Raw genomic sequence first — 26,997 nt, forward strand, 5'->3', positions numbered from 1 at the left:
CTTAGGCATGAGCGGCGTGCTTGCCCCGCTCGGTCGCGGCGGCGGCGTCGCGGGCAGCGCGCTCGGCGGCGGCGGCCTCGATGGCCATCGCGTGATCGACCGCGTGCGGGGCGATGCCCAGGTTGTCGAGCGTGTCCCACAGGCTCGACAGCGCGGCCTTCGGGTCGAGGTAGTACTCCGATTCGCGGACGCGCCAGAACGTCCAGCCGCACCGTTTCAGTTCCTGCTCGCGTTCGAGGTCCGCGATCCGCTGTTCCGGGGTGGTGGAGAACGCGTCGGCGTCGCATTCGACGGCGAGCCTCATGGTGCCGCCGGTGACGACGAGGTCGATGCGCCGATTGTTCACCTCGACTTGGGAATTGACGTGGTAGCCGCGTTCGGCGATGTCGTTGAACACCCGCTGTTCGAGGAGATTGTCGAACGGTGGGATCCGCACGTCGCGGTCGACGTCCTGCGGCATGGGGTCGGCCGGGGCCGGCGACGTCGACATCATGTAGCTGAGCAGGGAGTTGCGCAGGTCGGCCCGCTTCAGTTCGTCGACGGTCACGGAGTGGAACAGCCACAGCTGATCCTGCGCGCGGGTCGCCGCGACGTTGAACCGCCGCTTGTACTGGTTCGCGGTCAGCGGTGCGAAGTTCTGCTCGGGTCCCACGACCATCGACAGGAAGACGACGCTCCGTTCGTCGCCCTGGAAGTCCGGCGGCGTCCCGACGCGCAGTCGCCGCTGCTCCCACTGTTCGATGCCGATCCGCTTGACGAGTTCGGTGCGGATCGCGTCGACCTGGGACTGCCCCTGCAACACGACGATTCCGAACGTCTTGCCGTCGTAGCGGGGATCGACGAGGCATTCGATGAGCTGATCGACGAGGGCGGCGGCCTCGACCTGGTTGGTGAGCGTCGAGTCCTTCCCCGACACGAAGGCCTCGGATACGTACGTATGTTTCAGCGGCGGAAGCCGGTCCGCGCCGAACTGCCGCACCGGGACCAGCGGCAGTTCGCCGTAGAACTGGGTGCTGGACCAGTTGATGATCTCGGGCATCGAGCGGAAGTGCTCGCGGAGCCGGACGACCTGCCCGAAGCTGGTGCGCAGGATCGAGAACAAACTCGACCGCGGCGTGAGCGTCGCCTGGACGTACTCGGGGAGGTCGGGCAGGTACGCGTCCAGTCGGGTGAACACGTCGTCGAGGGTGCCGCTGGTGGGGATGTCGGCGGGGGCGCATTGCTTGTCGTCGCCGACGACGATGACCCGCGGCGCCAGCCACAGCAGGAACAGGTTGGTGATGTCGGCCTGACTCGCCTCGTCGACGATGACGACGTCGAAGCTGCCCGGCACGGGCGGGATGGACGCGAGGACCTGCTGCAGCGGCATCACCCACGCGGGCACGGCGCCCTGCGCCTCCCCCATCGCGGATCGTGCTGCGCTGCGGTACTTCTCGGCGTACTTTCCGGCGCCGGCGCCGATGCTCGAGATGTGCTCGCGGTACGTCTGCAGCGCCCGCACCTGGTCGGCCGTGAGGTGTTCGAGGCAGTCGCGCCAGGCGGTGGCCGCCGCGAGCCGCGCGGTGAGGTGCGCGAGATCGGCGTCGACGGCGTTGAGTTCGGCTTCGAGTTCCTGCTCACGGCCGGCCCGGTGCTGGTCGGTGACCCATTGGCGGGCGCGGCGCCACGCCCAGGCCTCCGACATCTGCCAGCTCATCTCGTCCCACTCGGTGAGTGCCGCCGTCCTGCGCACCAGGTCGTACAGTGCCGGGGCGACGGGTGAGAGCCGGTCGGACAGCTCGTCGAAGGTCCGCTGATCCTGCTGTTCGACGCGGGCGATCGCGTAGCGGGTGAGGGCCTCCGAGAGGGCGGCGTTGTCGGCCTGATCGAGCGCCGCCACCAGGGCGGTGCCTTCCGGCGACGGTCCGGCGTCGACCTCGGTGGAGACGGCCGTGACGATGGTGTCGAGTTCCGCACGCGCACTGTCCACGTCGGCGCGGGTGGTGATGGCCTCGGCGGCCCCGGCCACCGCGGTGGCGTCCGCGAGGTTGCGGATCCGCGGCGCGTTCGGCGACAGCGCGAACAGTTCACGGGCCAGCGCGTCGCGGGCGACGAGGAGGGCGCGCACGCGGGCCACCCGGCCGACGATCATGTTGAGGCTGTCGACCTGCACGGCACGGGACCCGTTCATGTCCACCGGAATCCGCAGATCGGCCAGCAGGGTGGCGGCGGTCTGCGCGGCGTCGTGGGCGCGCAGGTGCTCGGTCACCAGTCGCACCGCGGCGGCGGTCGTGGCGGGGACGCCGTCGACGGTGGCGTCGAGGCCGAGTTCCTCGACGGCCTTCTGCTCCTCACTGCGGCGGAAGCGGGCCTTCCACTCGACGGTGCCGGACTCCATGGCCACGGCGAGCGCGCCCACCGCCTGCAGGGCGGGTCTGGTCATGACGGCGCACTGGACGTCCTGCGCACCGATGTACCGGTCGGCGGCGGCGGCCGCCTCGACGATCGCGGGCAGCGCGTCCAGGCGACCCCACAGGTGGGTGGCCCGGCCGGACAGGACGGTGTCGGCGAGGCTCTGGAATTGACCGTCGAGGTCGAGGACGTCGTGGGCGCGCGCCTGCAGTTCCTTGCAGTGCCGGCGAATGGAGAACGCGGTCTCGGGATCGACGCCGCCGAGGACCTCGAGCAGGTGCGCCGACTGCGGGGTGTCGATGGGGATGCTGGTCGACGCCCGCGAGCAGAGCCGTTCGAGTTCGGCCCGGTTCGGCAGCAGGGAGTCCAGCGCGGGAAGCGTCTGGCGTGCTCGCTGCGCGCGCTCCGGGGACGCCGTCACGCACAGCCGGCGCAGGGTCTCGACCTCGGTGCCGGTGAGCGGCGGTTGCTCGCTCAGCAGCGGTCCGGGAAGCCACTCGAACGCGTCCTGCAGGCCCATGACCTTGCGGACGATGGCGGCGGCGGTGCCCTCGTAGCCGTCGGCGACGGCGTCGTGCTGGTACGTCTCGGACTCGCGTAGAGCCTTCACCTGCTCGAGCACGACGGCCCGCTTCTGCACGGCCTCGTCCCGCTGGGCGCGGAGGTCGGCGATCTTCTGGCCCTCGCTGTGCGGGTTGAACGACGACTTCCGTTCGGCGATGGTCGCCACACTGCGGGTGAGCTCGTCCGAGCCGCCGCGGGACAGATCGGTGATCGAGACGCACAGTTCCTGCATCTCGGGCGGGAGCTTGTCCCTCAGGACGCGGAGCGCCTGCGCCTTCTCGCTCGTGACGAGCACCCGCTGGCCGCGCGCGAGCAGCGCCGACACCAGGTTGGCGATCGTGTGGGTCTTGCCCGTCCCGGGCGGGCCTTCGACCACCACTCCGCTGTCGCCGCCGAGCCGCTCGATGATCTGCGACTGCTCGGCGTTGGCCGGAAGCGGGAAGAGCGGGTCCTCGGCGAGCGTCGACGAAGTGGCGGCGCCCGTGCGCTCGAGCCACGACAGCCGGTCCGCCGGTTCGATCGCCTCGACCAGTTGGGCGAGCCCGAGCGGGACGGTCGCGCCGTCGCGGTCGAGGTGGGAGATCATCTGCTCGTAATACTCGACCAGGGCGAACGCGCTGCGCTTGCGCAGCACCAGCGCCGGCGACAGCGTGATGGTGCCGTTCGCGTCGCCGGAGGGTGGCCGGGCGTCGTCGTGGACGGCGACGTACGCCGTCAGCGATTTCGGCGCCCAGTCCGCGAGCAGTGCGCCGACGCCGTCGCTCAGCGGCGACAGGGCGGTGTCCTGCAGTTGCTTCTGCAGCGGCATCGCGTGCGCGCTGTCGTAGACGTCCAGTCCGGTGAACAACTGGGAATCTTCGAGCCGGGGCTGGGAGCCCGCGATCAGCCGCACCAGCAGGTCGCCGGTCCGGGGATCACGGTGAATGCTCGCGGACTGGGTGACCAGGTGGGTCTGGACGCCGCCGTCCGGACCGGCGCCCGCCAGGGTCAGCAGTCCGGACGCGAGAACGAGTTCGATCGACTCGGGTCGGGCGTTCAGTTCCTGCAGCATCCGCTGCAGCGACTGGTACAGATCGGCGTGCGGGCGGCGCTCCCGATCCGCCTTCGCCCACGCCTGCCAGCGCGGCACGTAGGCGTCGAAAGCCTGCCGGACGTCGTATGCGCGGCGCACGTCGTATTCCTCGTCCGCGTCCTCGGCGTACGCGTCGGACGGGTTCAGCTCGAGGTCGGACCGTGAACTGTCGGCGCGGGCCGACTGGTCCACCCAGCCGGCCAGGACGGTGGGCAGGTCCGGCGGATCCTCGACTCCGATGAGGGGCACACGCAGGACGATGTCGCCCTGCGCGGCGTCGGAATCGAGTTGGATCGTCCGGCCGTCATGATGCAGCCATTCGACCTGTTCGTGCTGGTCGACGCGGAGAACCGGCTTGGTGCGAGCCCGGACGATCTCACGCAGGAACTGCAGCAGGCGCTGGACGCGGCCTGCGAGCTCGGCGTCGTTTTCGGGACTCGACAATGTAAACCTCTGCGAATTCTCGGTGATCACGTGCGCTTGCCCCCGCCGTGCACACTATCGGGTCGAGGGGGTGAAGTTCGAGGCGTCGTCCCCTGTCAGGGGGACTGGACGGTCGCTCGAGGAGCCGATCGGACCTGCATTGGTACCGACTGGTCTCTACTATTCATCCAATGACGGTGACGCGCATCACGAAGCTGGCCGCGGTGATCGCGACCGTCGCACTGACGGCGCTGGGAGGTGGCTACGTGTCGGCTGCCGCTCCCGCGCCGGGGGCCCGGGTCACCGTCTCGTCCGACGGGTTCGCGCTCGACGGGCAACCGTGGTGGCCGACCGGGTTCAACGCCTACCAGCTGGCCACGAACTGGTCGGTCAATTGGGGTTGCGGCGCGATGGTCGACCTCGACTCCTACTTCGACGCGCTGCCGCCGCACTCGCTGACCCGTTTCAACCTCTTCCAGGCGCTGGCGATCAACCGCTTCACCGGACAACTGGACTTCGGGCCGATGGACGCCGTGTTCGCGGCGGCCGAGGCGCACGACCAGATGCTGATCCCCGTACTCGCACCCCAGGACGGGGCGTGCGAGGACGGGGTGTTCAAGGGCAGGCAGTGGTACGCGGACGGCTGGACGACGATGACGCCGGGTGCGCCCCGCACGCTGATGAGCTTTCGGGACTGGACGCGGACGGCCGTCGACCGATTCCGGGGTTCGCCGTCACTCGCGGCGTGGGAACTCGTCGGGGAGCCGGAGACGAGCACGTGCACCGACGCCGACTGCGCGTGGTGGACCCGGTCGTGCGAGCCCGGTGCGGCGCAGGTGCTGCGGAATTTCTTCGACGCCGCCGGCGCCGAGGTGCGGGCCCGTGATCCGCGCACGCTGATCACGGCGGGATTCACCGGCGGCGGCCAGTGCGGAACCCAGGGCGACGAGTACCAATTCGTCTCGGCGTCACCGTATGTCGACATCGTGCAGTACCACGACTATGGGGCCGACGGGGTCCCGCTGCCCGGCGATCAGTGGAACGGGCTCGCGCGACGCCTCGAACAGGCTGCGGCACTCGGCAAGCCGCTCCTGGTGGGCGAGATCGGCGAACTCGCCGGATCGTGCGCCGCCATCGCGGACCGGGCGACGCACATCGGCACCAAGATTCAGGGGCAGAAGGACGCGGGCGCGGCCGGGGCGCTCCTGTGGGCGTTCGTGCCGGACCCCCGGCCCGCCGAGTGCACGTACGACGTCGGTCCCACCGACCCACTGTGGGGCGTGGTGGAGCAGTTCGGAGCCTGGGGTGCGGCCGCCGCACCGGCCGATACGTAACCCGCTCAGCGTCCGCCGCGGCGGAGGGTCACGCGATAGGTGTAGTGCTCGGGCAGGAAGTAGCTGACCGCCAATTCGACGGTCCGCCCGTCCGAGTCCGAATAGAGCCGGTCCACCCGCAGCATCGAATGCCCCTCGGGGCAGCCGAGTGCGCGGGCCACGTCCGCCGGGGCGCCCGCGACCGTGATCGACTGCGCGGCCTCGACGATGGGGCTCCGCAGGTGCGGCTCCAGCAGGCCGATGATCGTGTGCGAGCTGACGGCGCCCTCGGACATCTCGGGCGCGTCGGCGACGAGCCGGGCGATCTCGTCGGGCAGGTAGACGGTGGTCAGCACGAACGGGGTGTCGTCGTGGCGTCGCCGGAACGCGACCGTGTGGACGAGGTCGGTGTCCAGGCGGAGCCTGCTGGCGGCCTCGATGTCGACCCGGCGGCGCAACGGCGAGACCACCTCCATGGTGGTGTCCGTGGACAGATTCATCAGATCCTCGATCGACCCCAGCTGCCGCAGGTATCGGCCGTCGGACTCGGCGGCGAACGTTCCCCGGCCCGGCACCCGGTAGACGATGCCCTCGGCCACCAGGTCCTGGAATGCGCGACGAACGGTCTGCCGGCTGACGCCGTGCTGCTCTGCGAGCTCGAATTCGGTGGGCAGCTTGATCCCGCCGCGGTACTTGCCCGCCGCAATGTGCTCGCGGAGCTGCCTCGACACCAGCTGATACGCCGGTTCCGTCTCTCGTTCTCTACCGTTCATCGCGCACCGATCCTACGTGCAGGTCGCTGGTCTACAGACCGCCTCGCGACACCAGCTGCGAGACGATGACGTTGCGCTGGATCTCGTTCGTGCCCTCGCCGACGATCATCAGCGGCGCGTCCCGGAAGTACCGCTCCACGTCGTATTCGGTGGAATAGCCGTAACCACCGTGGATCCGAACGGCGTTGAGGGCGATGTCCATCGCCACCTCGGACGCGTACAGCTTCGCCATGCCCGCCTCCATGTCGCACCGGTCACCGCTGTCGTACTGCTCCGCCGCATGCCAGGTCAGCTGCCGGGCCGCGGTCAGCTTCGTCGCCATGTCGGCGAGGTAGTTGCCGATCGACTGATGCTTCCAGATCGGCTGACCGAAACTCTCCCGCTGCTGCGCGTACGCCAGGGAATCCTCGAGCGCCGCCGTCGCCACCCCCAGCGCCCGGCAGGCCACCTGGATGCGGCCGGTCTCGAGGCCCTTCATCATCTGACCGAACCCCTTGCCCGGGGTGCCGCCCAGAATCGCCGACGCCGCAATGCGGTAGTTGTCGAACGACAGCTCACACGTCTCCACCCCCTTGTAGCCGAGCTTGGGCAGATCCCGCGACACCGTCAGACCCGGACCGTGCTCGACCAGCACGATCGAGATCCCCCGATGCTTCGGGGACGCCTGCGGGTCGGTCTTGCACAGCAACGCGATCAACCCGGACCGGCGCGCGTTGGAGATCCACGTCTTCGACCCCGAGATCACCAGATCGTCACCGTCCGCCTTCGCGGTCGTCGACATCGCCTGCAGGTCCGAACCGCCCCCGGGCTCGGTCAACGCCATCGTCGCCCGGATCTCACCGGTCGCCATCTTCGGCAGGTACTGCTGCTTCTGCTCCTGCGTGCCGTACAGCGACAGCAGCTTCGCGACGACGGTGTGCCCACCCATCGCCCCGGCCAGGCTCATCCACCCGCGGGCCAGCTCCTGCGTCACCTGCGCGTAGCAGGGCATCGACACCGGCGATCCGCCGAACTCCTCCGGGACCGCCAGACCGTAGATCCCGATCTGCTTCATCTGCTCGATCCACTTCTCGGGGTACTCGTTGGCGTGCTCCACCGCCTGCACCGTCGGCTTCACGTCGCGGTCGATGAAGGCGCGCACCGTCTCGACCAGGTACGCCTCTTCCTCGTTCAGCTTGCCCATCACTCCACCTCGCACTCGCACAACATTTGTACGGCCATAATCCGATAATGTCTGCCTAAAGTCAACGATCGGTCTTGACATGATGGCTGCGCCGCTGCCAGCATCAGCAGCGCAGCCCTATCGGGCTGGCCGTACATATCAGCCCGACCCGGGCTCCCGGACGCTAGGAATGAAGCATCGTGCAGAACCTCACCCGCAGGCGCGCCGTTCTGGTGGCCCCCGGATCCGACGAACGCAAGGCCGTCAAGGCGCTCCGGTCGACCGCCGACGAGGTGGTCCTCGACCTCGAGGACGCCGTCGCGTCCGCGAAGAAGGCCGAGGCCCGCGACCTCGTGCGCCGCCTCGTGCTCGAATCGGACGGCTCCCGCGCCGTCACGGTTCGCATCAACGCGCTGACCACGCCGTGGGCGGAGGACGATCTCGCCCTGTGCGCGTCCCTCGGCGCCGCGCTCACGAGCATCGTGGTTCCCAAGGTGGAAGCGGCGCAGGATCTGGTCCGCGCCGATCAGGCTGTCGCCGGCACCGCCATCGGGTTGCAGGCTCTCGTCGAAACCCCGGCCGGCGTGCAGAACATCGCCGACATCACCCGCGCCGTCGCCCGGCTGGAATCCGTCGTCATCGGCTACGCCGACCTCGGGGCGGCCCTCGGCCGGTCCCGCTCCGCCCTCCCCGAGCACTGGATCGCGATCCAGGACGCCGTCCTCGTCGCCGTCCGCGCCGCGGGCATCCAGGCGATCGACGGCCCGTTCCTCGGCATCGCCGACGACGACGCCTTCCGGCACTCGGCCGCGTGGACCAGCGCGCTCGGGTTCGACGGAAAATGGGTCATCCATCCCGCCCAGGTGGAGTCCGCCGCCGCGGCCTTCACCCCCACCGACACCGCGGTCGAGGACGCGCGACGCGTGATCGACGCACTCGCCGCCGCCGAGGCCGCGGGCAGCGGGGCCGCGCAACTCGACGGGCAGATGCTCGACGAGGCAGTCGCCGTCGCGGCGCGACGCGTTCTCGCCCAGGTAGGTGCGCAGTGACGATCACGCAGACCTACGTCGGTGGCCCGTACTTCGACGAACTCGAGGTGGGCCAGGTGTTCGACACCGCCCCCGCCGTCACCCTGACCAGCGGCCTCGCCGCCGCCCATCAGGCCATCCTCGGCGACCGCCTGCGGCTGCCCCTCGACGCGCACCTGTCCCGGGCCGTCACCGGATCCGCCGACGCCGTCGCGAACCCCGGCCTCGTCTGCGACGTCGCCATCGGGCAGTCCACGCTGGCCACTCACCACGTGAAGGCCAACCTGTTCTACCGCGGCCTCCGTTTCCATCACTTCCCGTTTCTCGGCGACACGCTCTACACGCGGACCGAAGTGGTGGGACTGCGGGAGAATTCGGCGAAACCGGGACGCAAACCCACCGGCCTGGCCGCGCTGCGGATGACGTCCACCGATCAGGACGGCCGCACCGTCCTCGACTTCTACCGCTGCGCGATGCTCCCGCTCAGCGAGAACCCCGACGAGGACCGCGTCCGCAAGTCCGACGACCTGTCCGCGATCGGTCCGCAGTCGGAGCAGTCGTTCGCCGCCCCCGCGGGGTGGGATCTCTCCGTGTACCGCGACAAGGTTCCCGGACAGCACTTCTCGGCCGGCCTCGCCGGGTCCGTGCTGCGGAGCAGCGGCGACGTGGTCTCGAGCGCCCCCGAACTGGCGCGCCTCACCCTCAACATCGCGGCCACCCACCACGACGAACGGGTCGGCGCCGACGGACGACTCGTCTACGGCGGGCACACCATCGGCATCGCGCTCGGGCAGGCCACCCGCGCCCTGCCGAACCTCGTCACGGTCCTGGGCTGGAAGTCCTGCGACCACACCGGGCCCGTCCACGAAGGCGACACCGTCACCAGCGAACTCGAGATCGAGAGCGCCGAGGAGCTGCCCGGTGGCGGCGGAGTACTGCATCTGCGTTCACTGGTATTCGCGCACAACGCCACAGCGTCCGACGTCCCCGTCCTCGACTGGCGCTTCACCGCCCTCATGGCCTGACCTTCACCATCAAGGAGCAGAACTCGTGACCGCCCACACTCCCCTTGCCGGACTTCGGATCGTCGAGGTCTCCAGCTTCATCGCGTCCCCCCTGTGCGGACTGACCCTGTCCCAGCTGGGGGCCGAGGTCATCCGGGTCGACCCCATCGGCGGCGCCGCCGACTACAACCGCTGGCCGGTCACCGGCGACGGCGAGAGCATCTACTGGACCGGACTCAACCGCGGCAAGCGGTCCGTGGCCGTCGACATGCGCAACCCCGAGGGGCAGCGGCTCGTCCAGCAACTGGTCGCGGCCCCCGGCACGGGTGGCGGAATTCTCGTCACCAACGCGGGAGGTCGGGACTGGCTCTCCCACGACACGCTGGCCGCACTCCGCTCCGACGTCATCACCCTCGAAATCCTCGGTGGCCGTGACGGTTCCCCCGGCGTCGACTACACGGTCAACGCCGGGCTCGGCTTCCCGTCCATCACCGGACCCGCCGATCATGCCGGCGTCGTCAACCACGTCCTCCCGGCGTGGGACGTGGCGTGCGGGCTGTACGCCGCACTCGCCGTCGCCGCCGCCGCCCGCCACCGCGACGCCACCGGCGAGGGCACCCGCATCTCCCTGCCACTCGAGGACGTCGCGCTCGCCACCGCCGGCACCCTCGGGTACCTCACCGAGGTCCAGATCAACGGCACCGGACGGCAAGGGACCGGCAACTCCGTCTACGGCACGTACGGAACGGATTTCACCACCAGCGACGGCGCCCGATTCATGATCGTGGCACTCACCCCGCGGCACTTCCGCGACCTCGTCACCGTCACCGGAACCACCGCCGCGGTCGACGCACTCGCCACGGCGCTCGACGCCGACTTCGCGCGCGAAGCCGACCGCTTCACCCACCGCGACGTCCTCACCGCACTGTTCACGCGCTGGTTCCGTGAACACACCGCAGCCGAAGTCGCCGAAGCACTCTCGACGACGTCCGTCCTCGCCGAGCGCTACCGCACGTTCGAGGAACTCGTGGAATCCGGCGAACTCGAGAACAACCCGATGTTCACCCCCCTCGAGCAGCCTCGGATCGGCACCTACCTCGCCTCCGGCCACCCGGCGTCGTTCGACGGACACCACGCCACCGTGGCACCCGCCTCCGCCGTCGGCGACGACACCGGCAGCGTGCTCCGCGACCTCCTCGGCAGCTCCGACTCCGACGTCGCCAAACTCCTCGACAGCGGCATCGTCGGGGGGAAATGAACCGTCGGTCCTTTCAGTCGTCGCAGCAGTCGCAGCCGCCGCCGGTTCCGGACGTGGTGACCGGCGCCGGGCAACAGGTGTCGCCCTGCCAGGCGTTGACGCCTTCCTTGACCGCGATCGCGGCGATGACCAGGGCGGCGATCGGGTCGGCCCAGGACCACCCGAACAGGGAGTTGAGCAGCAGGCCGACCAGCAGGACGGCGGACAGATAGGTGCACAGCAGGGTCTGTTTGGAATCGGCGACCGCCGAGAGAGACCCGAGTTCGCGGCCCGCGCGCCGCTGCGCCCACGACAGCACCGGCATGACCGCGAGACTGACGGCCGCCAGCGTGATCCCGACGATCGAGTGCTCCGCCTCGCCGATGCCGAAGAGGGATCGGATCGCGTCGACCGTGACATACCCGGCCAACGCGAAGAACGAGAACGCGATGATCCGCAGCGTCACCCGCTCCCGCGATTCCGGGTCCTTGCCGGCGAACTGCCAGGCCACTGCTGCCGCGGAGGACACCTCGATGACCGAGTCGAGGCCGAAACCGATCAGCGCGGTCGACGACACCCTGGCGCCCTCGCTCAGCGCGATGATCGCCTCGAGCACGTTGTAGCTGATCGTCGCGGCCACGAACCACCGGATCCGCCGCCCCAGGACCTGCCGTCGGTGCGCGGTGAGAGCCGAACGCGGAGAGGGCATTCCGAGTTCCGACGCCATCAGCAGCATCCGTCGGACTCGGCGTCCGGGCAACAGGTCGGATCGACGGCCAGCACCAGGCCGATCAGGTCGTCGAGCGCGCGCCCGATCCGCGGATCCGCCAGTTCGTACCGGGTGCGCCGCCCCTCCGGCGCCGCGACGACGAGGCCGCACCCACGCAGGCAGGCCAGGTGATTCGACAAGATCTGACGCGACACCCCGATCTGTTCGGCCAGCTCGGACGGATACCCGGGACCCGACTGCAGGCTCAGCAGAATCTGCGTGCGCGTCGTGTCCGACAGCGCGTATCCGAACCGGGCCAGCGCATCGCGGTGGATCAACGTCTCCATGCCCCGAGGATACAGAGAATCCTGTATTCAGGAAACCCTGAACTCTGGATCTCGCCGTTGCGGCGGCGGGGCGGGCCGGGGTCGGCGCGACAGCGTCATCCGGCCGAGAATCCGGTCACGCAGGACGAACGTGTGGAACAGGATGGCGCACAGGTGCGCGGTGAACGCGGCGAACAGCAGGTACCCGAGCACGGTGTGGGACTGCCGCAACACGGCATACAGGTCCGGATCGCGGGGAGCGATCGCGGGCAGACTCAGCTGCGCGGTGAGCGCGATCGGGAACCCGCCCGCCGACAGCATCGCCCACCCGGTGACCGGTTGCAGCACCAGGAGTCCGTAGAGGAGGTATTCCGACCCGGTCGCGACCATCCGCTCGGCGGGCCGCATCCCGGAGGACGGCGGCGGCCGGTGGACGATCCGGTTGCCGATGCGTACCACCGCGAGGACGAGGATCGCGAACCCCAGCGGCTGATGCACCGTCCGCAACAGGTGGTAGGCGTCCAACGACGCCACCATCGCGACTCCGAGGAAGAGCTGGGCGACCACGAGGATCGCCATCGCCCAGTGCAGCAGCCGCGACGTGAACGCGTACCGTGTCCGGCTATCGCTCATCGGGCACCTCCGCAACGGTGACTCGGCTCGGCGCTTTCGGCTCACCGGACCGCCGGTCGAACGATTCCGCGTACACCGCGGACCGCGCGCTGAGCAGTGGATCATCGGACGGCGCAATACCGTTCGGCAGGACGAGAGGATCGAAGTTGACGTCCCGCGCGTTGCCCGGGCCTTCGGTGTCGATCGCATCGACGGTCAGCGTGCCGACGTCGAGCGACGTCCTGTCGGCCGGCCACGGCCTGGTGGCATCGTCGGTCGGGTCCCCCGCCTCCCCGATCGTGAGGATCATCCGCCAGCGCAGCGGTCCTCGTGTGACCTCCCGGACGAGAGCGTCGAACAGGTAGTCGCGGCCGGAACCCTCCTCGGCACCGGGTTGCCGGACGGCTTGCTCCGGCACCAACCGCCAGCGCACCGGAACGGAGGCCCCGGATCGGTCGGTACATCGGAAGGCATTGAGCCCGTGAAATGTGCTGTCTCCGAAACCGGAAGTGCGATGCTGACGCCGGATGATGTCCATCGCCGCCGCCGTCTCGGGATGGCATGCCAGGAACGCCGCCATCGCGGCCGGATCGGGTTTGCCGGTGTCCGGGACCTTCTTCGAGGCGAGCAGCCGAGCACGGAAACCGTCCGGCGTGCGGTCGGGGAACACCGGACTGTCGATCATCGCGGTCCGCCACTGCTCTCCCCCGGGCAACCGGAACATCAACCCCAGACCGCGCACGGTGTCCACCGCGTCGGCGGCGTCGGGCTGCCCGCCCGACAACGAGAACCGTCCGGTGACGGGGTGGCGGCTGCCGGCCCGGAAGACGCTCGCCGTGGACACGGCGGACCCCGCACCGGTCGCGGTGAACCACCCCGTGACACTCACCCCTTTCGCATGGTTGCGCCGGAACCCCTCGTGCCGGCCGAAAACCTGCTCGAATCGATCGACGAACCGCGACGGGGTGACGGTGTCCGGGGTCAGCCGGCCGCCGGCGAACAGGAACCCACCGACGTCCGCCGCGGCGATCGCACCGACCGCCGCCAGACCGAGGAGGGCGCCGCGCCGGGTGACCGTCGTGCCCGAACGGCCACCGACGGAGGGTTCGTGGCCGTCACCCGTGCGCGGCATCGACCGTCACCACGTGCCACGTGCCCTTGACCCCGTCGCCGCTCGTCAGCCCCGGGGCAGTGTCCTTCGCGAACCGATAGAGAGGGTGACCGTCATAGGTGGCCTGCTCGACGCCGTCGGGACGCGTCGTGGTGCCGACCGTGCCCGGCAGGACGGCGTCCGGGTGGGGCAACGGCGCGCCGGGCGTCGGCGGCCAGATCTCGGCGCACTGGCCCACGCACCGCACCAGGTCTGCGGTGTCCTCGTCGAAACGGTAGAGCGTGAAGCCGTCGCCGTCGGTCAGCACGGTGCCCAGCGCGGTCTCCCGCGTGCCGAGCGTCGGCGCGGTGCCGGACGCGCCGGTCGCCGCCGCATCGGGGGCAGCCGCCGGGGCCTCGGGCGCCTGGCTGCAGCCCGACATCACGGCAACCGCAGCACCCGCGCAGGCCACCGCGACAATCGTGCGCTTCGCGATCATCAGATCTCCGTTCTCTCGCTGAACCGCCCGCCGATCGCGGACGACGCCGGGGAGTACGGGCCGCCGGCCGGCCGCGTTCACGGCGGCCGAGAACTTCACGAACACGCCGGTGTGAGAATCGACGGTGAACGCCGCGGCACCGACGCCCGTACACCCTGGCGGACGTCGGGCGGGCCGACGACATTTCCGGTGTTGCAGGAGGTGAGGTCGTGCGGCTACGCATGTCGCGGAGGCGGGCGGACGAGGCGGTCGGGAATTTGGCCGACAGTGCGGTGTTGCGGACCGTTTACGACGATCACGCCGGCGAACTGTTCGCCCTCGCCTATCGCTCGCTCGGCGATCGGGGACGCGCGGAGGAAGTGGTGCAGGAGACGTTCCTCCGCGCCTGGCGGGGAGCGGACCGGTACGACCCGCGGCGTTCCACCGTCCGGACCTGGCTGTATGCCATCTGCCGCAACGTGGTGATCGACGCGAGCCGGGCGCGGGCCTCCCGGCCCCAGCTCGCCGACACCGAGCCACCCGACGTTCCGGTGCCCGAGCGCCCGCTGGAACAGCTGCTGGTGGGATTGCAGGTCGAGGAGGCATTGCGGCGCCTGTCCGAGCAGCATCGCGTCGTACTCGTCGAGATTCATCTGCGCGACCGGCCTGCCGGCGAGGTCGCGGCGGAACTCGGCATCCCCGTGGGCACCGTCCGCAGTCGGGTGTACTACGGGCTGAAGGCGCTCAAACTCGTACTGGAAGAAATGGGGTGGCACGGTGACCAGTGATCGCTGCCGACAAATGCACACCTTGCTGGGCATGTACGCGCTCGGGCGCCTCGACGACCACGAATCCGTGGCGTTGCGCGCCCATCTCGACGGATGCCCGGACTGCCGGGCCGAGTTGATCGAGCTGACCCCGGTGGCCTCGGTTCTGGGGCACGCGGACCCCGACCGACTACACGAGCCGCCGCCTGCGCCGTCCTTCGCACTACCCGACACGATTCTCGCGACGCTCGGCCACGAACGCAGCCGGCAGCGTCATCGCCGGATCGCGGTCGTCGCCGCGGCCGCCGTCACCGCCCTCGGCCTGCTCACCGGCGGATTCTTCCTCCGCACCCTCGTCCCGAGCAGCCCGCCCGGACAACCGGTGGCCTTCACCGCGCCCGCCGCGGGCGTGGAGGCGTCCGCTCGGGTGGAGAACCGGGCCTGGGGAACCGGTATCAGCCTCGACGTCGCCGGACTCCCCCAGGGCAGCACCTACAACGTCTGGCTGCAGCGACCCGACGGAAGTCGCATGAACGCAGGCAGTTTCATCGCCGGCGGCGACCGGAGGATGTCGATGAACCTCGCCGTGGCACTGCCGATGTCCGACGCCACCCTGCTCGGCGTCAGCGCACCCGGCGACGACACTGCCGTACTGCAGGCGCCGCTGCACTCGTGACAGTGCCGGTGCGTCGCCGATCTCGCGGTGTGTGTTCACCGTGGAGACCGGCGACGACGGGAGCCCGGTCAGCTGAGGCCGGCGACATCCTGAGCGATCGCGGCCAAGCGGGTCTGCGCGGCCGAGACGACACCGTGCCGGTTCTTGTGCGCTTCCTCGTACGCCACGATGGCGCGCACATCCGCCGGTGCGGTCAGCTCCTTGACCGCGGCGACCGCCTCCGAGACGTTGAGGGTGTCATACCCGTCGATGGGCAGTTCACCGGGTTCGAGGACTCCCGCCGCGGTGCGGGCGGAATGCAGCACGTCCGCGACCCCATCGGCGCCTTCGCGGCGGGTGACCTGCTCCGCGGTCTCGAGGGCTGCGTCGCGGGATGCGGCCAGCGTGGTGACAGCGACGTCGCCGGCGTGAGCGCCCCTGCTCAGCAACTCGCTGAGCGCCGGCGGGGTTGCGCGGACGGTGTCGAGGGCTCGGTCCAGGCCGCGGGCCGACCAGGCGACCGGCGCGTTGACCAGCCGCACCGCTGTCCCGGCGGCCGCCTGCAACGGGGTGCGGCGCAGCGCCGCGGGCCCGCCCAACGCCTCCTCGGCGAGGACGGTGGTCAGCCAGTCCACGGTTGCCGAATGGGCGGCGATCAGCCGGAACGCCAAATTCTCGACGTCCTTCTTCTGCGCCGCGACGGCGAGTGCCTTGATGTAGCGGGCACGGTCCAGGAGTTGATGCTCGAGCGCGAGATCCCCGAGCAAGGCCTCGTCGAACGGCTGGGCCTGCTCGACCACCGCCTTCACTGCGGCGCCCGCGCGCCCGAGGAACGGGCCGATCAACTCCGGGACGCCGCCGAGTTCGCGGATGGCGGCCTCGATGGCCTCGGCGCGGGCGCGGGCATTGTCTGCATTCTCCGACAGCTCGCGGCGCACGGCCTCGGTCCGGGCCTGGACGGTGCGGGTTACGGCGAGCTGGATCTCGGTGTGGGTCAGGTCGAGGACTGTGCGCAACTGCGCCAGCAAGGTCATCGTGTCAGATGTGCTCATGCGAATTTTCGCCCCTTCGGCATGTGACGGCATCGAATCGGCGCAACGTGCGCCGCTACCGCGACTACCCATGCCTGCGTCCGGGTGAAACTCACCCACGTGCCGAACTCCGGGAGTTCGGCAACTGTTCACCAGCTACTCACTCCGGAGATCGTGCAGGTGACCGTGCGTCAGAAACTGATGAGCGCAGCGATCTTTCGCTTCGCGGACCGCTCGACCAGCAGCGGAACGAAATCGCGCACCACTCCCCCGTCGAATGTCGCGTGCACCTCGTGCACGATCTGCTCGACCATGTCGTGTGACACGGTGGTGTGCTCCACGGCAAGCCGGTCGACGACCAACTCGATCTGGCGTCGTTCTTCGTCGACGGACATGATCGCCCTCCCCTGAGAATTCCGGGGCCACTCCACTCGCAACCTCCGCGTCGCTCAATCTTCACACACCTAAAGTTGAATATTTAACTTGTGCGAGTGTGAGATAGACGACTGCCTGCGCGGATCGTTCTTCGATTCGTCCCGGGCCGATCACCGTCCTCACCTCCCCATTCGCGTCCCATCACTCCGGCCGATCGCTCGGGGAGGAATTTGGTCTTGGACGAAAGCCCCGCGATCACCGAATGTGTAAGCACGTGCCACCCGCGCGTCACGGACCATTCGCAGGAGGAACCATGGGCCCGCTCGACGGAGTCAACGTACTCGATCTCGGCGGCGTGCTGTCCGTCCCCTACGCGGCAACCATGCTCGCCGAACTCGGAGCCGACGTGATCAAGGTCGAGAGCCGCGACGGCGACCAGCTTCGTGGCAATGCTCCGATGCACCGTGGGATGTCGGCGATGTACTACAACGCCAATCGCGGCAAACGCGGAATCGTGCTCGACCTGAAGTCGGACGAGGGAAGCCGGGCCGTTCATGCACTGATCGCGAAGGCCGATGTGGTGATGGAGAATTGGCGCCCGGGTGTCGCCGAACGGCTGGGGCTCGGACTCGGCGACCTCCGCGCCCGACATCCGGCGCTGATCACGGCGTCGGTGCGCGGTTTCGGGGCGACGGGTCCCTATGCCGGACAACGTGTGTACGACCCGATCATTCAGGGTGTGTCGTCGATGGCCGCCACCCAGGACGAAGACACTCCCCAATTGGTGACGAATGTTCTCCCCGACAAGCTGACGTCGATGTCGCTGACCCAGGGCATCCTCGCGGCCCTCGTCCAGCGCGGCCGCACCGGCCGGGGCGACCACGTCGAGGTCACCATGCTGGACACCGCAATCTCCTTTCTCTGGCCGGACATGATGCAGGCCGACACATTCGTCGACGCGCCCCCTACGGGAAAGGTCGACCGAAACACTCGGGTGGCGCAGATTCTGCGCGCCGGCGACGGCAAGTGGCTGATCTGCACGGCCACCACCAATGCGCAGTGGCGGCAGCTCTGCCGGACGATCGAGCGGCCGGAGTGGATCGAGGAGTTCCCCGAACTGGCCGATCGCCGCGCCGCACGCAACTCGATCAACGACCAGCTGACCGCGATGTTCCAGGGCGCGACCCGCGACCAGGTGCTGACACTGTTTTCCGGCGCCGACATTCCCTGCGGGCCGCTCAACACCGTCGAGGAGATGCTCACCGACCCGCAGGTGCGGGCGAACGAGGTCATCCGCGAGGTCGAGCGACCGGGACTGGGCATCGTGCGTGAACCCGCGCCGCACGTCCGCGTCGGTACGGAGCCCTGGCAACCGACTCGTCTCGGCGCACCCCGTCTCGGCGAGCACACCGAGGAAGTGCTCACCGAACTCGGGCTGAACCCCTCGTGACGGCCGGCCGAATGTCGCCGTCGCCTGCTGCGGCGGGGTCACCGGCTTCTCGGTTCTCCCACACGATGCGGAAGCAATGGCCGGAATCCTCGTCGTCGCAGGCGGCGCGAGCATTCTGCGCCGTTGCGCTCCAGGAATGACGTGATGCCCTCGTAGGCGTCGCAGCTCGAGCCCTGCGCCCGCACTCCGCGGAATTCCGTGACGTGCGCGTCCATCAGATGCTCGAATGTCCCACGGTCCGTGCGGCGCCTCCGGTCAAAACTCCGTTGCCTCCCAGACCAATTGGCGGAGGGCGTGAGTTGCGCGGCGCAAGCCGAGGGAAGCGCAGCGATGTCACTTACGGATGCTCGACGGGCCCTTCACCCTTCGTTGCCTGCGGCCGCGAGCTCGACGAAAGCACGGGCGGCCGGTGACAGCGGACCCGACCGGAAGACGAGACCGAAGTCGTGGCCCAGCTCCGGCTCGGTCCGCACCACCCGAACCCCGCGACTCTCGGAGCGCCGGGCTTCGGACTCCGTGAGGAACGCGGCACCGGCACCGGCGGCAACCAGAAGATACACGTTGTGCTCGTGCTCGACCTCCACTGCTACCCGCGGGGCAAATCCGCGTTCGGCACAGACGCGTTCGACCTCGTCACGGACAGCGGTGCCCCTCGGTCCTGCCACCAACGGCAGATCGGCGAGACCGTCGATCGGGAAGGGCACCGACTGGGCGTGGGACGATTTTGCAGGCAGACCCAACAGGAGCCGGCGTCGGCCGAGCCCGTGCGTCGACAGCTTGTCGTCGTCGGCGGGGAGGTAGTCGACACCCACCTCGCATCGGGCGTTCCGCAGGAGGCTCTCGACGTCGGCGTTCGGTCCCGGATCGAGCAGGTTCACCCACACCCCCGGATAGCGCGCCCGAAAGTGCGCGACGAGTGAGACGAGCGGTTCGACCGCGAGGCCCGGCGGGCTCGCCACGTCGAGCCAGCCCTGTTCCAACGTGGCGATTCCCCGCACGACCTCATCCGCGTGCTGCGACGATTGCATCACCTGCCGGGCCGGACCCAGAAGCGCCACACCGGCGTCGGTCAACTCCATTCCGCGCGGGACGCGCCGGAACAGTTCGACACCCAGCTCGCTCTCCAGACCCCGCAGCGACTGCGACAAGGCCGGCTGGGCGACGAAGAGTACCTCGGCGGCCCTGGTGACGCTGCCGTGCTCGACCACTGCGAGAAAATACCGAAGCTGACGTGAGTCCACTGCCCGAGGGTAGCCAATGTGTCCGGAGGATAAGCTGTGCACGCGAGAAGCACACACGCTTCGCGTCCGGAGCGGTCGACCGTCCGGGTGCGGGCCACGGCAGCGACGAGGTGGGCATGGAGTTCCGGCAGGCCGAGCACTTTCTCGCCGTCGTCGAGCACGGTGGTGTCGTCCGCGCCGCCGCCGCCCTCCACCTCGCGCAGCCGTCACTGTCACAGTCCATCCGTGTCCTCGAACGCGAAATGGGTACGCCCCTTTTCCACCGGGTCGGCCGCGGGTTGGTCCCGACACCTGTCGGCGCTGCGCTGGTAGATCCGGCTCGGCAACTCCTCAGGGATGTGGCCACCGCGCAAGCCTCCGTTGCCGAACTCTCCGGGCTTCACGGCGGACACGTGGACCTCGGCGCCACCGCGGGCCCGTCCGAATCGCCGCTTCCCGAACTGATCGGCGAACTCCGGCTCGCCTACCCCACCGTGAGCGTCCGCCTCAGCGAGTTCGAATCCGAGTCGGATGTCGCGCGCGCAGTCCGCGACGGCAGCGTCGAACTGGGTTTCGGCTATCTCGACACCGCCGACACCAACACCGCATTTCGCCTCGAGTCGCACCAATTGCAAACGGACGAACTGTGTGTCGCGCTCCGCCAGGAGACCGCCGACGCCTTGCCCGATCCCCTGCCCTTCGAGTATCTTCCCGAGCTGCCGGTCATCGCCGTCACCAGCGGTGCACTCGGTCGAGTCACCATCGAGGCCGCGTTGCGACGGGCTTCACGGCGCACGAAACTGGGCGTGGTCACGGCACACCGGCAGGCGGTGGTTCCGCTGGTCGCCGCCGGTGCCGGCATGGCCTGGACCACCGCCGCCGTCGTCGCCAACTCCGGGGAGTCCGGTGTGGTCCCCCGCGCAATGGAGCCACCGGTGCTCGTCGACCTGGCGATCATGCATCGCCCGGGCGTGCTGTCGCCGGCTGCACGCGCACTCCTCGAGACGGCTTTACGGTGGCGTGACCGGCAGGCCTGAGCCCGCCGTACGCCGGTGTCAGCTGAAGGTCTTGCCTTCCTTCGCCAATCGCGTCAGCAGAGGTGCCGGTTCGGCGCCTGCGTCGAACGTCCGCAGGGCTTGCTCGACCGTGGCCAGCCCGACGGTGCCGGCGTAGAACATCGGCCCGCCACGATGCCGGGGAAAGCCGTATCCCGCCAGATAGACCACGTCGATATCGGACGCGCGCAACGCGATTCCTTCGTCCAGAATCCGCGCACCCTCGTCCACGAGAGCGAAGACCAGTCTCTGCACGATCTCCTCGGGAGTAAAGTCCTGCCGCCGGGTGCGCTTCTCCCGGTGGTAGGACTCGAGCAGTTCCGCCACGACGGGGCTCGGGATGGCGTCACGACGACCGGGCTCGTAGTCGTACCAGCCTGCACCCGTCTTCTGCCCGAATCGGCCCATCTCGCACAGCCGGTCCGAGATCTCGTCTCGCGGCAGGTCCGGGTTCTCTGCGTAACGGCGCTTGCGGATCGCCCACCCGATGTCGCCGCCCGCCAGATCGCCGACCCGGTACGGTCCCATCGCATATCCGAAATCCTCTATGGCGGAGTCGATCCTCTCCGGCGACGCCCCTGCCTCGAGAAGAGCGTTGGCTGCCCCTCGATACCGGGCCAGCATCCGATTGCCGATGAACCCGTCGCACACTCCGGACACGACCGTGACCTTCCCGATCCGCTGTCCGACGGCCGACACGGTCGCGAGAACATCGTCGGCCGTCTTGTCCGCGCGCACGATCTCGAGCAGCGTCATCACATTCGCAGGACTGAAGAAGTGCATCCCGACCACGTCGGCAGGCCGGCGGGTGAACGCGGCGATGGTGTCGACATCGAGCGTCGAGGTGTTGGACGCGAGGATCGCACCGGGCTTCATCACCTCGTCCAGCTCGGTGAATACCGCACGCTTGACGTCCATGTCCTCGAACACGGCCTCGATCGCAAGGTCGCAGTCCGCGAGATCGGCGTAGTCGACGGTGGGGCGGAGCAACCCCATGCGCTGCTCCATGGCCTCGGGAGTCAGTTTCCCCTTGTCCACCTGCGCCTGATAGTTGCGGCGAATCGTGGCGAGACCGCGGGCGAGAGGTTCCTGCGAGGTCTCGAGCACGATGACCGGGATGCCCGCGTTGAGGAAGTTCATGGCGATGCCGCCGCCCATGGTGCCGGCGCCGACCACCGCCACCTCTCGCACCGGCCGCACCGTCGTGTCGGGGTCCAGGCCCGGAATCTTCCGGGCCGTCCGTTCCGCGAAGAACGCATGCCGCAGCGCCGCCGACTGATCGCCGCCCACCAATTCGAGGAACGCGGCGCGCTCGGCGTCGAGGCCCTCGGCGAACGGGACGGAGCGCGCCCGCTCGACGAGGTCGAGGGCCACCAGTGGGGCTTCGAACCCGCGGCTGCGCTTGGTCAGTTGCGCACGCAACGGTCCGAGGTCCTCGTCCCCGATCACCTCCAGGTCCCGGATCCGTGGACACTTACCCGACACGGCCATCTCTCCGGCGAATTGTATTGCAGCGGTGATGGTATCGGAATCGACCACTCGATCGAACAATCGCTGCCCCGGATCGGCGGCCAGCACACCCGCCCGACGCGGCGAACCACCGGTGATCATCTCGGCCGCGGACCGCACGGTCAACACCCGGGGCAGTCGCTGCGTGCCGCCGGCGCCGGGCACCAACCCCAGCGTCACCTCCGGCAGGCCGACCGTCGCGGTCTTCGCCGCAACCCGGTAGTGCGCGCCGAGTGCGAGTTCGAGGCCGCCGCCGAAACACGTCCCCTCCAGAGCCGCGACAACCGGCTTGGCCGAGTCCTCGAGCGCTGCGATCACGGTCCGTAGCGACGGCTCCTCCGAGGACCTGGGTGTGCCGAATTCGGTGATGTCGGCGCCGGCGGAGAAGAACTTGCCGTCGCCGGTCAACACGATCGACTCGACCTCGGGCGAATTCAGGGCGCGGGAGAGGTCCCGGAGAATCCCCTGTCGGGTCGACAGCCCGAGACCGTTGACCGGCGGATTGTCGAGGCGGATGATCGCGACGCTACCGGCGACGCTGTACTGCGTGGACATCGATGTACCTTTCGAGGTGAACGGGTGAATCGAGCCGAGCCGTCGGCTCGACGTGAATCCGTCGATCGACGGCGGTGAAGGTCGGGCTCACTGTGCTCCGGGTGCGCGTCCGGGGTCCTCGCTGCGCGGCGCCGCATACATTTCGGCGTCCTCGGCGGCGCCGTCGGCATTGGTCAACGGATCGATCGCCGCTACCCGCGCACGGTCCCGTTCGGGGTCGACGGTCAGGAACATCACCACCGCGCCCACGATCGCCACGACACCGAAGATCTGGAAGGCCGTCGTATACCCGTCGACGGGATTGGATGCCGCGTCCACGAGGTAGCCGGTCAGCCAGGGCGCCAGTATTCCGGAGGTCTGGAACAGCGCGACGAACACGCCCAGGGTCGACGCAACCTGACGCTCCGGGCTGATGTGACTGACGGCGACGAACATCAGGGGGAAGGTCGCCACGCCGACGCCGTAGCCCGTGACGACCAGAACCACGGCGATCCAGGAACTGGTCGTGTAGGGGATCACGGCCAGGCAGCCACCGCACACGAGCAACGCGCCGGCGGACACCAGACCGCGCGAGACACGCACCGTCGTACCGCGCCCTGCCAGACGGTCGGTGACGTAAGAGCTCAACAGCATCGCTGCCATACTCGTGACGCTGGGCAGCGCGAAGAGAAGCCCGGAGTTGACTCTGCTGTAACCGAGCCCCTGCTCGAAATACGACGGAAGCCAGGTGAGGATCACGGCGACCATGCCGTAGATGGCGAACATGCCGAGCACGCCGCCCCAGAAGGTGGGCAGCGCCGCGATCCGGAGGATGCTCACCCGCTTCACCGTGTCGGCGTTGCTCGCCTTCGCCCGCTCGCGGGCCGTGTTCACCGAGTAGGGGCCGTCCTTGCCGACCACCAGCCATACCGCCGCCCAGACCACGCCGACGACCATCATCGTGAAGAACCCCGACTTCCAGCCGTACGCCGCGACGACAAGCGTGAGCGCGGGAGCCATGAGGATCTTGGCCAGCGACGAGCCGGAGGTGACCACGGCCGAGGGCAGTCCGCGTTTGCTCTTCGGGAACCACCCGAACACCGCCACGTTCGTGAGCGACGAAGCCGGCCCTTCCGCGGCACCCAGCAGGACCCGGCTGATGATCAGCGCCCCGAACGTACCGACCAGCAGAATCGGGATCTGCACCAGCGACCAGAGCAGAGCCATCGCCAGGAGCACCCAGACGATCTTCACCCGATCGGCGATGAACCCTCCCAGTAGACCGGTCACGACGAACAGAACGTAGAAGAGGCTGCCGAGCAACCCGATGTCGGCGTTCGACAGGCCCAGGTCCTCCGACAGCGGGCGGGCGACGATGCCGAGCACCGCCTTGTCGGCGAAGTTCACCGCTTGCAGGATCATCACCAGGAACGTGATGCTCCACGCGGTGCGTGCCGTTCGGGCTTCCACCGGATGGGTTGCCTCGGTCATTTCAACCTCGGATTTGCCCGCGCGATTCGGGCCGTTGGTGACAGTCATGAGGAGATCTCCATCTCAGCGGGTGTGATTGCGCTCATGAGAGTCAATTCAAATGGCATGCGTCACAGAGAGCAAAGACTGGCCCCCTATTCCGACAATCGACAGATCATATGCCTGGCAGCATGCCGGATACCCAGCGAAACAGTCTGCTTGTCAATGCATCTCAACTAATAGGCGTCCCACGGGTTTATTCGCCGCCGGACCGTCACGCGGTCGTCGTGCGTCAACCGCGGCCTGTCGTCGTACCAGCTCATCGCCTCGCACCTGCTCTCCCATCGATGTCGTCCATTGTGCCCGCTGTGCGGCGGACGGGATACGCATGGATCTGCGGCTGGACGCACATGCCGGGTGACCGGCTACCGGGGCAACCCCAGGACGCGCTCGCCGATGATATTTCGTTGAATCTGGTTCGAACCGCGGGCAATCCGGCGCCCCCGGCTCTCGACGAAGACACGCTGCAGCGCATCGAGCCGGTAGCCGTCGCCGTCGGGACGGATCAGCGCGGACGCTCCGAGGAGTTCGAGGGCCGCCGAACCGAAGATGCAGTGATACTCCGACCAGTTGATCTTGTCGATCGCCAGCAATTCGTCCACAGATTGCCCCGCCGCGACTCGGGCACCGATCACGGAACCGACCGCGCGCATCAGCTCGACTTCGATCGCCAGTTCCGCCAGCCTCTGCCGGACGACCGCATCGTCCAGCCGACCACCTTTCTCGAGTCTCTCCACCAGCACGCCGAGTTCGTGGCGATATCCGACGTACTGCGTCGCCGCCTGGCCCGCCCGTTCGGCGCCCAGTGTCGTCATCGCAACCTTCCAGCCGTTGCCCAGGCCGCCCACGACATTGTTCAGCGGGGCGCGGGCGTCGGCGATCCGTTCCTGCGCGAACCCGCTGTCGCCCGACGGCCGTCTGATGGGATCCACGTCGATGCCGTTGTCCGTCATGGGAACGAGTACGTAGGAGATGCCCCGGTGCCTCGGCGCCTCCCGATCGGTGCGACACAGCAGGAACATCATGTTTGCCTGGTCGCCGTAGCTGGTCCAGATCTTCTCGCCGGTGATCCTCAGCTCGTCGCCGACCACGGTTCCGGCGGTGCGGAGCGAGGCCAGGTCGGATCCACATTCGGGTTCGGAGAATCCCTGGCACCAGGTGTCCTGCCCCGACAGAATGCGCGGCAGGAACCGCCGCTTCTGATCCTCTGTTCCGTGCTCCAGCAACGCGGGCGCGAGCAGGCTCTCACCCATCCCGAGATGCGGGCGCCGGAGGCGCGCGCGGGCGAACTCCTCCTCCACGACCAGGTTCTCGACCGGCCCCAGGCCCCGGCCGCCGTACTCCACCGGCCACGACAGGCACAGCCAACGGCCTTCGCGCGACAGATCGATCCAGCGCTTCTCCGCATCGGAATCCTGGTGGCCGAACGGTTCCTGGGCGTATTCGAGAGGCATTCCCTCGGCGTGATGCTCGGCGAGCCAGGCCCGAACCTCGGCCCGCAACTCCGCGAGTGGTGCGGGCTCGTCGGTACGGGCCGGCGCCTCGGCCCCGGAGCGGATCGCCGCCAGGACTCCGTCGAGCAGACGCTCGCGGTGCCAGGTCGACGGCCCGAACATGAGTTGATCCGTCTTCGCGCGTTTGAGATGCAGGTGCGCCTCGTGTTCCCAGGTGAAGCCGATCGCGCCGTGCAGTTGAATGGATTCTCCGGCGACCTGCAGGTAGCGCTCACTCCCCGCGACGGACAGCAGGCTCACGAGCGCCGGCAACTCGGGCGCCTGAGTATCGGCGGCGTGCGCGGCGACATCGACCGCAGCGGCAATCGGTTCGAGCGCACGGATCAGGTCGGCCAGTCCGTGTTTGACCGCTTGGTTCGCGCCGATCAGACGGCCGAACTGGCTACGCGTCTTCGCATAGTCGGTGGTCAGCTGGATGCACCGGCGCGCTCCGCCGACCCTCTCGGCGGCCTGCACGACCAGCGCCTTGTCGAGTGCCGCGGACAGCGCCACCGATGCGTCGGTGGCACTGCTGATCCGGTGCGCCTCGGCGCCGTCGAACGTGATGGTCGTGAGCGGGCGGGTCAGATCCAGGACCGGCTGTCGTTCCCGCCGGACGCCCGGATCCGCAGGATCCACCAGGAAGACGCCGATCCCGTCCTCGGTCCGTGCCGCCACCACGACGGTGTCCGCGCAATGGCCGAAGAGCACATGGTGGGCTCGACCGTCCACACGCCAACCGGCGCCATCCCGGTGAGCCCGCACCGGCTCCGAGCCCTCGGTCCACCACCCGTCGGCGTCCGCGAACGCCAGGCAGCCGACCCGAGCACCCGAGGCGAGGCCGGGCAGAAGCTCACTGCGCCACTGCTCCTGGGCGCAGTCCGCGATTGCCAGCGTGGCCAGTACGGAACTGGAGAAGAAGGGACTGCACGCCGCGAAACGCCCGAATTCCTCGGCCACGACAACGAGATCGCCGATGCCCGCGCCCGAACCTCCGAACTCCTCGTCGACAAGCATGCCTTGCAGTTCGAGCTGCTCCGCCATCGTCGCCCACATCTCGGGCCGGTATCCGAGTTCGGTCTCCTGGACGGCCAGCACCTCGGCGGGTTCACTGGTCTCGGTGAGAAACTCCCGAATCGCATCGCGGAGCGCGCGATGTTCCGCAGTAGTGGTCAATCCCATATCGTCTTCTCCTT

22 protein-coding genes are annotated in these 26,997 nt (G+C 68.8%); 8 read left to right on the forward strand and 14 right to left on the reverse strand.

Annotated elements, in window-relative coordinates; translation table 11 throughout:
- Position 1: 1 nt before the first annotated feature.
- Complete coding sequence (locus ROP_RS12895) at positions 2-4,471, reverse strand: AAA domain-containing protein (protein WP_043826504.1); 4,470 nt, start codon at positions 4,469-4,471, stop codon at positions 2-4.
- 170 nt (positions 4,472-4,641) lie between these two features.
- On the opposite strand from ROP_RS12895, the gene ROP_RS12900 reads away from it, so the two are divergent.
- Positions 4,642-5,784: a mannan endo-1,4-beta-mannosidase gene (locus ROP_RS12900; RefSeq protein WP_012689798.1), complete on the forward strand. Its 1,143-nt coding sequence runs from the start codon at positions 4,642-4,644 to the stop codon at positions 5,782-5,784.
- 5 nt (positions 5,785-5,789) lie between these two features.
- Here the strand turns inward: ROP_RS12900 and ROP_RS12905 are convergent, their stop codons facing one another.
- Both ROP_RS12905 and ROP_RS12910 read right to left on the reverse strand, forming a co-directional pair.
- Positions 5,790-6,536 carry a GntR family transcriptional regulator gene (locus ROP_RS12905; RefSeq protein WP_012689799.1) on the reverse strand — a complete coding sequence of 249 codons (747 nt, stop codon included), beginning with the start codon at positions 6,534-6,536 and terminating at the stop codon, positions 5,790-5,792.
- Between the two features lie 31 nt (positions 6,537-6,567).
- Positions 6,568-7,719: an acyl-CoA dehydrogenase family protein gene (locus ROP_RS12910; protein WP_043824686.1), complete on the reverse strand. Its 1,152-nt coding sequence runs from the start codon at positions 7,717-7,719 to the stop codon at positions 6,568-6,570.
- Positions 7,720-7,898: 179 nt separating this feature from the next.
- On the opposite strand from ROP_RS12910, the gene ROP_RS12915 reads away from it, so the two are divergent.
- The 3 genes from ROP_RS12915 to ROP_RS12925 are packed head-to-tail and all read left to right on the forward strand — an operon-like array spanning position 7,899 to position 10,988.
- The gene (locus tag ROP_RS12915; protein ID WP_012689801.1) at positions 7,899-8,747 is read left to right on the forward strand and encodes an HpcH/HpaI aldolase/citrate lyase family protein; all 849 of its coding nucleotides are present in this window, start codon (positions 7,899-7,901) and stop codon (positions 8,745-8,747) included.
- Positions 8,744-9,751 carry a MaoC family dehydratase gene (locus ROP_RS12920; protein ID WP_012689802.1) on the forward strand — a complete coding sequence of 336 codons (1,008 nt, stop codon included), beginning with the start codon at positions 8,744-8,746 and terminating at the stop codon, positions 9,749-9,751. Before ROP_RS12915 ends, ROP_RS12920 begins: the two co-directional genes overlap by 4 nt.
- Before the next feature lie 25 nt (positions 9,752-9,776).
- On the forward strand, positions 9,777-10,988 hold the full coding sequence (locus tag ROP_RS12925; protein WP_012689803.1) for a CoA transferase: 1,212 nt from the start codon (positions 9,777-9,779) through the stop codon (positions 10,986-10,988).
- A gap of 13 nt (positions 10,989-11,001) precedes the next feature.
- Here ROP_RS12925 and ROP_RS12930 read toward each other — a convergent pair whose 3' ends face one another.
- The 5 genes from ROP_RS12930 to ROP_RS12950 are packed head-to-tail and all read right to left on the reverse strand — an operon-like array spanning position 11,002 to position 14,302.
- The gene (locus ROP_RS12930) at positions 11,002-11,694 is read right to left on the reverse strand and encodes a cation transporter (protein WP_063721445.1); all 693 of its coding nucleotides are present in this window, start codon (positions 11,692-11,694) and stop codon (positions 11,002-11,004) included.
- Positions 11,694-12,023 carry an ArsR/SmtB family transcription factor gene (locus tag ROP_RS12935; protein ID WP_012689805.1) on the reverse strand — a complete coding sequence of 110 codons (330 nt, stop codon included), beginning with the start codon at positions 12,021-12,023 and terminating at the stop codon, positions 11,694-11,696. Before ROP_RS12935 ends, ROP_RS12930 begins: the two co-directional genes overlap by 1 nt.
- A 27-nt stretch (positions 12,024-12,050) precedes the next feature.
- Positions 12,051-12,635: a cytochrome b gene (locus ROP_RS12940; protein ID WP_012689806.1), complete on the reverse strand. Its 585-nt coding sequence runs from the start codon at positions 12,633-12,635 to the stop codon at positions 12,051-12,053.
- Complete coding sequence (locus ROP_RS12945; RefSeq protein WP_012689807.1) at positions 12,625-13,746, reverse strand: catalase family peroxidase; 1,122 nt, start codon at positions 13,744-13,746, stop codon at positions 12,625-12,627. Before ROP_RS12945 ends, ROP_RS12940 begins: the two co-directional genes overlap by 11 nt.
- The gene (locus ROP_RS12950; RefSeq protein ID WP_231868899.1) at positions 13,730-14,302 is read right to left on the reverse strand and encodes a COG4315 family predicted lipoprotein; all 573 of its coding nucleotides are present in this window, start codon (positions 14,300-14,302) and stop codon (positions 13,730-13,732) included. Before ROP_RS12950 ends, ROP_RS12945 begins: the two co-directional genes overlap by 17 nt.
- Positions 14,303-14,412: 110 nt before the next feature.
- Here ROP_RS12950 and ROP_RS12955 point away from each other — a divergent pair, with 110 nt between their 5' ends.
- Both ROP_RS12955 and ROP_RS12960 read left to right on the forward strand, forming a co-directional pair.
- Positions 14,413-14,970, forward strand: coding sequence for a sigma-70 family RNA polymerase sigma factor (locus ROP_RS12955; RefSeq protein ID WP_043824687.1), 558 nt, complete (start codon positions 14,413-14,415; stop codon positions 14,968-14,970).
- 13 nt (positions 14,971-14,983) lie between these two features.
- Positions 14,984-15,625, forward strand: a complete 642-nt coding sequence (locus ROP_RS12960) for a zf-HC2 domain-containing protein (protein ID WP_012689810.1) — start codon at positions 14,984-14,986, stop codon at positions 15,623-15,625.
- 68 nt (positions 15,626-15,693) lie between these two features.
- On the opposite strand, the gene ROP_RS12965 is transcribed toward ROP_RS12960, so the two are convergent.
- Positions 15,694-16,656 (reverse strand): hypothetical protein, encoded by a 963-nt coding sequence (locus tag ROP_RS12965; RefSeq protein WP_012689811.1) that lies wholly within the window; start codon positions 16,654-16,656, stop codon positions 15,694-15,696.
- A gap of 170 nt (positions 16,657-16,826) precedes the next feature.
- Positions 16,827-17,030 carry a three-helix bundle dimerization domain-containing protein gene (locus ROP_RS12970; protein WP_043824688.1) on the reverse strand — a complete coding sequence of 68 codons (204 nt, stop codon included), beginning with the start codon at positions 17,028-17,030 and terminating at the stop codon, positions 16,827-16,829.
- Between the two features lie 293 nt (positions 17,031-17,323).
- Between ROP_RS12970 and ROP_RS12975 the strand changes: the two genes are divergently transcribed.
- The gene (locus ROP_RS12975) at positions 17,324-18,460 is read left to right on the forward strand and encodes a CaiB/BaiF CoA transferase family protein (protein ID WP_012689813.1); all 1,137 of its coding nucleotides are present in this window, start codon (positions 17,324-17,326) and stop codon (positions 18,458-18,460) included.
- 359 nt (positions 18,461-18,819) lie between these two features.
- Here ROP_RS12975 and ROP_RS12980 read toward each other — a convergent pair whose 3' ends face one another.
- A complete protein-coding gene (locus ROP_RS12980) occupies positions 18,820-19,701 on the reverse strand; it encodes a LysR family transcriptional regulator (RefSeq protein ID WP_012689814.1) in 882 nt (293 codons plus the stop codon).
- Positions 19,702-19,817: 116 nt separating this feature from the next.
- Here ROP_RS12980 and ROP_RS12985 point away from each other — a divergent pair, with 116 nt between their 5' ends.
- Positions 19,818-20,717 carry a LysR family transcriptional regulator gene (locus tag ROP_RS12985; protein ID WP_043824689.1) on the forward strand — a complete coding sequence of 300 codons (900 nt, stop codon included), beginning with the start codon at positions 19,818-19,820 and terminating at the stop codon, positions 20,715-20,717.
- 18 nt (positions 20,718-20,735) lie between these two features.
- On the opposite strand, the gene ROP_RS12990 is transcribed toward ROP_RS12985, so the two are convergent.
- From ROP_RS12990 to ROP_RS13000, 3 genes are all read right to left on the reverse strand, one after another.
- The gene (locus ROP_RS12990) at positions 20,736-22,799 is read right to left on the reverse strand and encodes a 3-hydroxyacyl-CoA dehydrogenase NAD-binding domain-containing protein (protein ID WP_012689816.1); all 2,064 of its coding nucleotides are present in this window, start codon (positions 22,797-22,799) and stop codon (positions 20,736-20,738) included.
- Positions 22,800-22,886: 87 nt separating this feature from the next.
- Positions 22,887-24,317 (reverse strand): MFS transporter, encoded by a 1,431-nt coding sequence (locus tag ROP_RS12995; RefSeq protein ID WP_012689817.1) that lies wholly within the window; start codon positions 24,315-24,317, stop codon positions 22,887-22,889.
- 356 nt (positions 24,318-24,673) lie between these two features.
- On the reverse strand, positions 24,674-26,983 hold the full coding sequence (locus tag ROP_RS13000) for an acyl-CoA dehydrogenase (protein WP_012689818.1): 2,310 nt from the start codon (positions 26,981-26,983) through the stop codon (positions 24,674-24,676).
- Between the last annotated feature and the right edge of the window lie 14 nt (positions 26,984-26,997).

Source organism: Rhodococcus opacus B4 (assembly GCF_000010805.1).
Taxonomy (GTDB): domain Bacteria; phylum Actinomycetota; class Actinomycetes; order Mycobacteriales; family Mycobacteriaceae; genus Rhodococcus_F; species Rhodococcus_F opacus_C.

Bases quoted from the DNA above. Each gene is read 5' to 3' on its own strand.
- ROP_RS12900 (WP_012689798.1), top strand. From the start codon at position 4,642: ATGACGGTGACGCGCATCACGAAGCTGGCCGCGGTGATCGCGACCGTC.
- ROP_RS12905 (WP_012689799.1), bottom strand. From the start codon at position 6,536: ATGAACGGTAGAGAACGAGAGACGGAACCGGCGTATCAGCTGGTGTCG.
- ROP_RS12910 (WP_043824686.1), bottom strand. From the start codon at position 7,719: ATGGGCAAGCTGAACGAGGAAGAGGCGTACCTGGTCGAGACGGTGCGC.
- ROP_RS12930 (WP_063721445.1), bottom strand. From the start codon at position 11,694: ATGGCGTCGGAACTCGGAATGCCCTCTCCGCGTTCGGCTCTCACCGCG.
- ROP_RS12935 (WP_012689805.1), bottom strand. From the start codon at position 12,023: ATGGAGACGTTGATCCACCGCGATGCGCTGGCCCGGTTCGGATACGCG.
- ROP_RS12940 (WP_012689806.1), bottom strand. From the start codon at position 12,635: ATGAGCGATAGCCGGACACGGTACGCGTTCACGTCGCGGCTGCTGCAC.
- ROP_RS12945 (WP_012689807.1), bottom strand. From the start codon at position 13,746: ATGCCGCGCACGGGTGACGGCCACGAACCCTCCGTCGGTGGCCGTTCG.
- ROP_RS12960 (WP_012689810.1), top strand. From the start codon at position 14,984: ATGCACACCTTGCTGGGCATGTACGCGCTCGGGCGCCTCGACGACCAC.
- ROP_RS12965 (WP_012689811.1), bottom strand. From the start codon at position 16,656: ATGAGCACATCTGACACGATGACCTTGCTGGCGCAGTTGCGCACAGTC.
- ROP_RS12970 (WP_043824688.1), bottom strand. From the start codon at position 17,030: ATGTCCGTCGACGAAGAACGACGCCAGATCGAGTTGGTCGTCGACCGG.
- ROP_RS12975 (WP_012689813.1), top strand. From the start codon at position 17,324: ATGGGCCCGCTCGACGGAGTCAACGTACTCGATCTCGGCGGCGTGCTG.
- ROP_RS12985 (WP_043824689.1), top strand. From the start codon at position 19,818: ATGGAGTTCCGGCAGGCCGAGCACTTTCTCGCCGTCGTCGAGCACGGT.
- ROP_RS12990 (WP_012689816.1), bottom strand. From the start codon at position 22,799: ATGTCCACGCAGTACAGCGTCGCCGGTAGCGTCGCGATCATCCGCCTC.
- ROP_RS12995 (WP_012689817.1), bottom strand. From the start codon at position 24,317: ATGACTGTCACCAACGGCCCGAATCGCGCGGGCAAATCCGAGGTTGAA.
- ROP_RS13000 (WP_012689818.1), bottom strand. From the start codon at position 26,983: ATGGGATTGACCACTACTGCGGAACATCGCGCGCTCCGCGATGCGATT.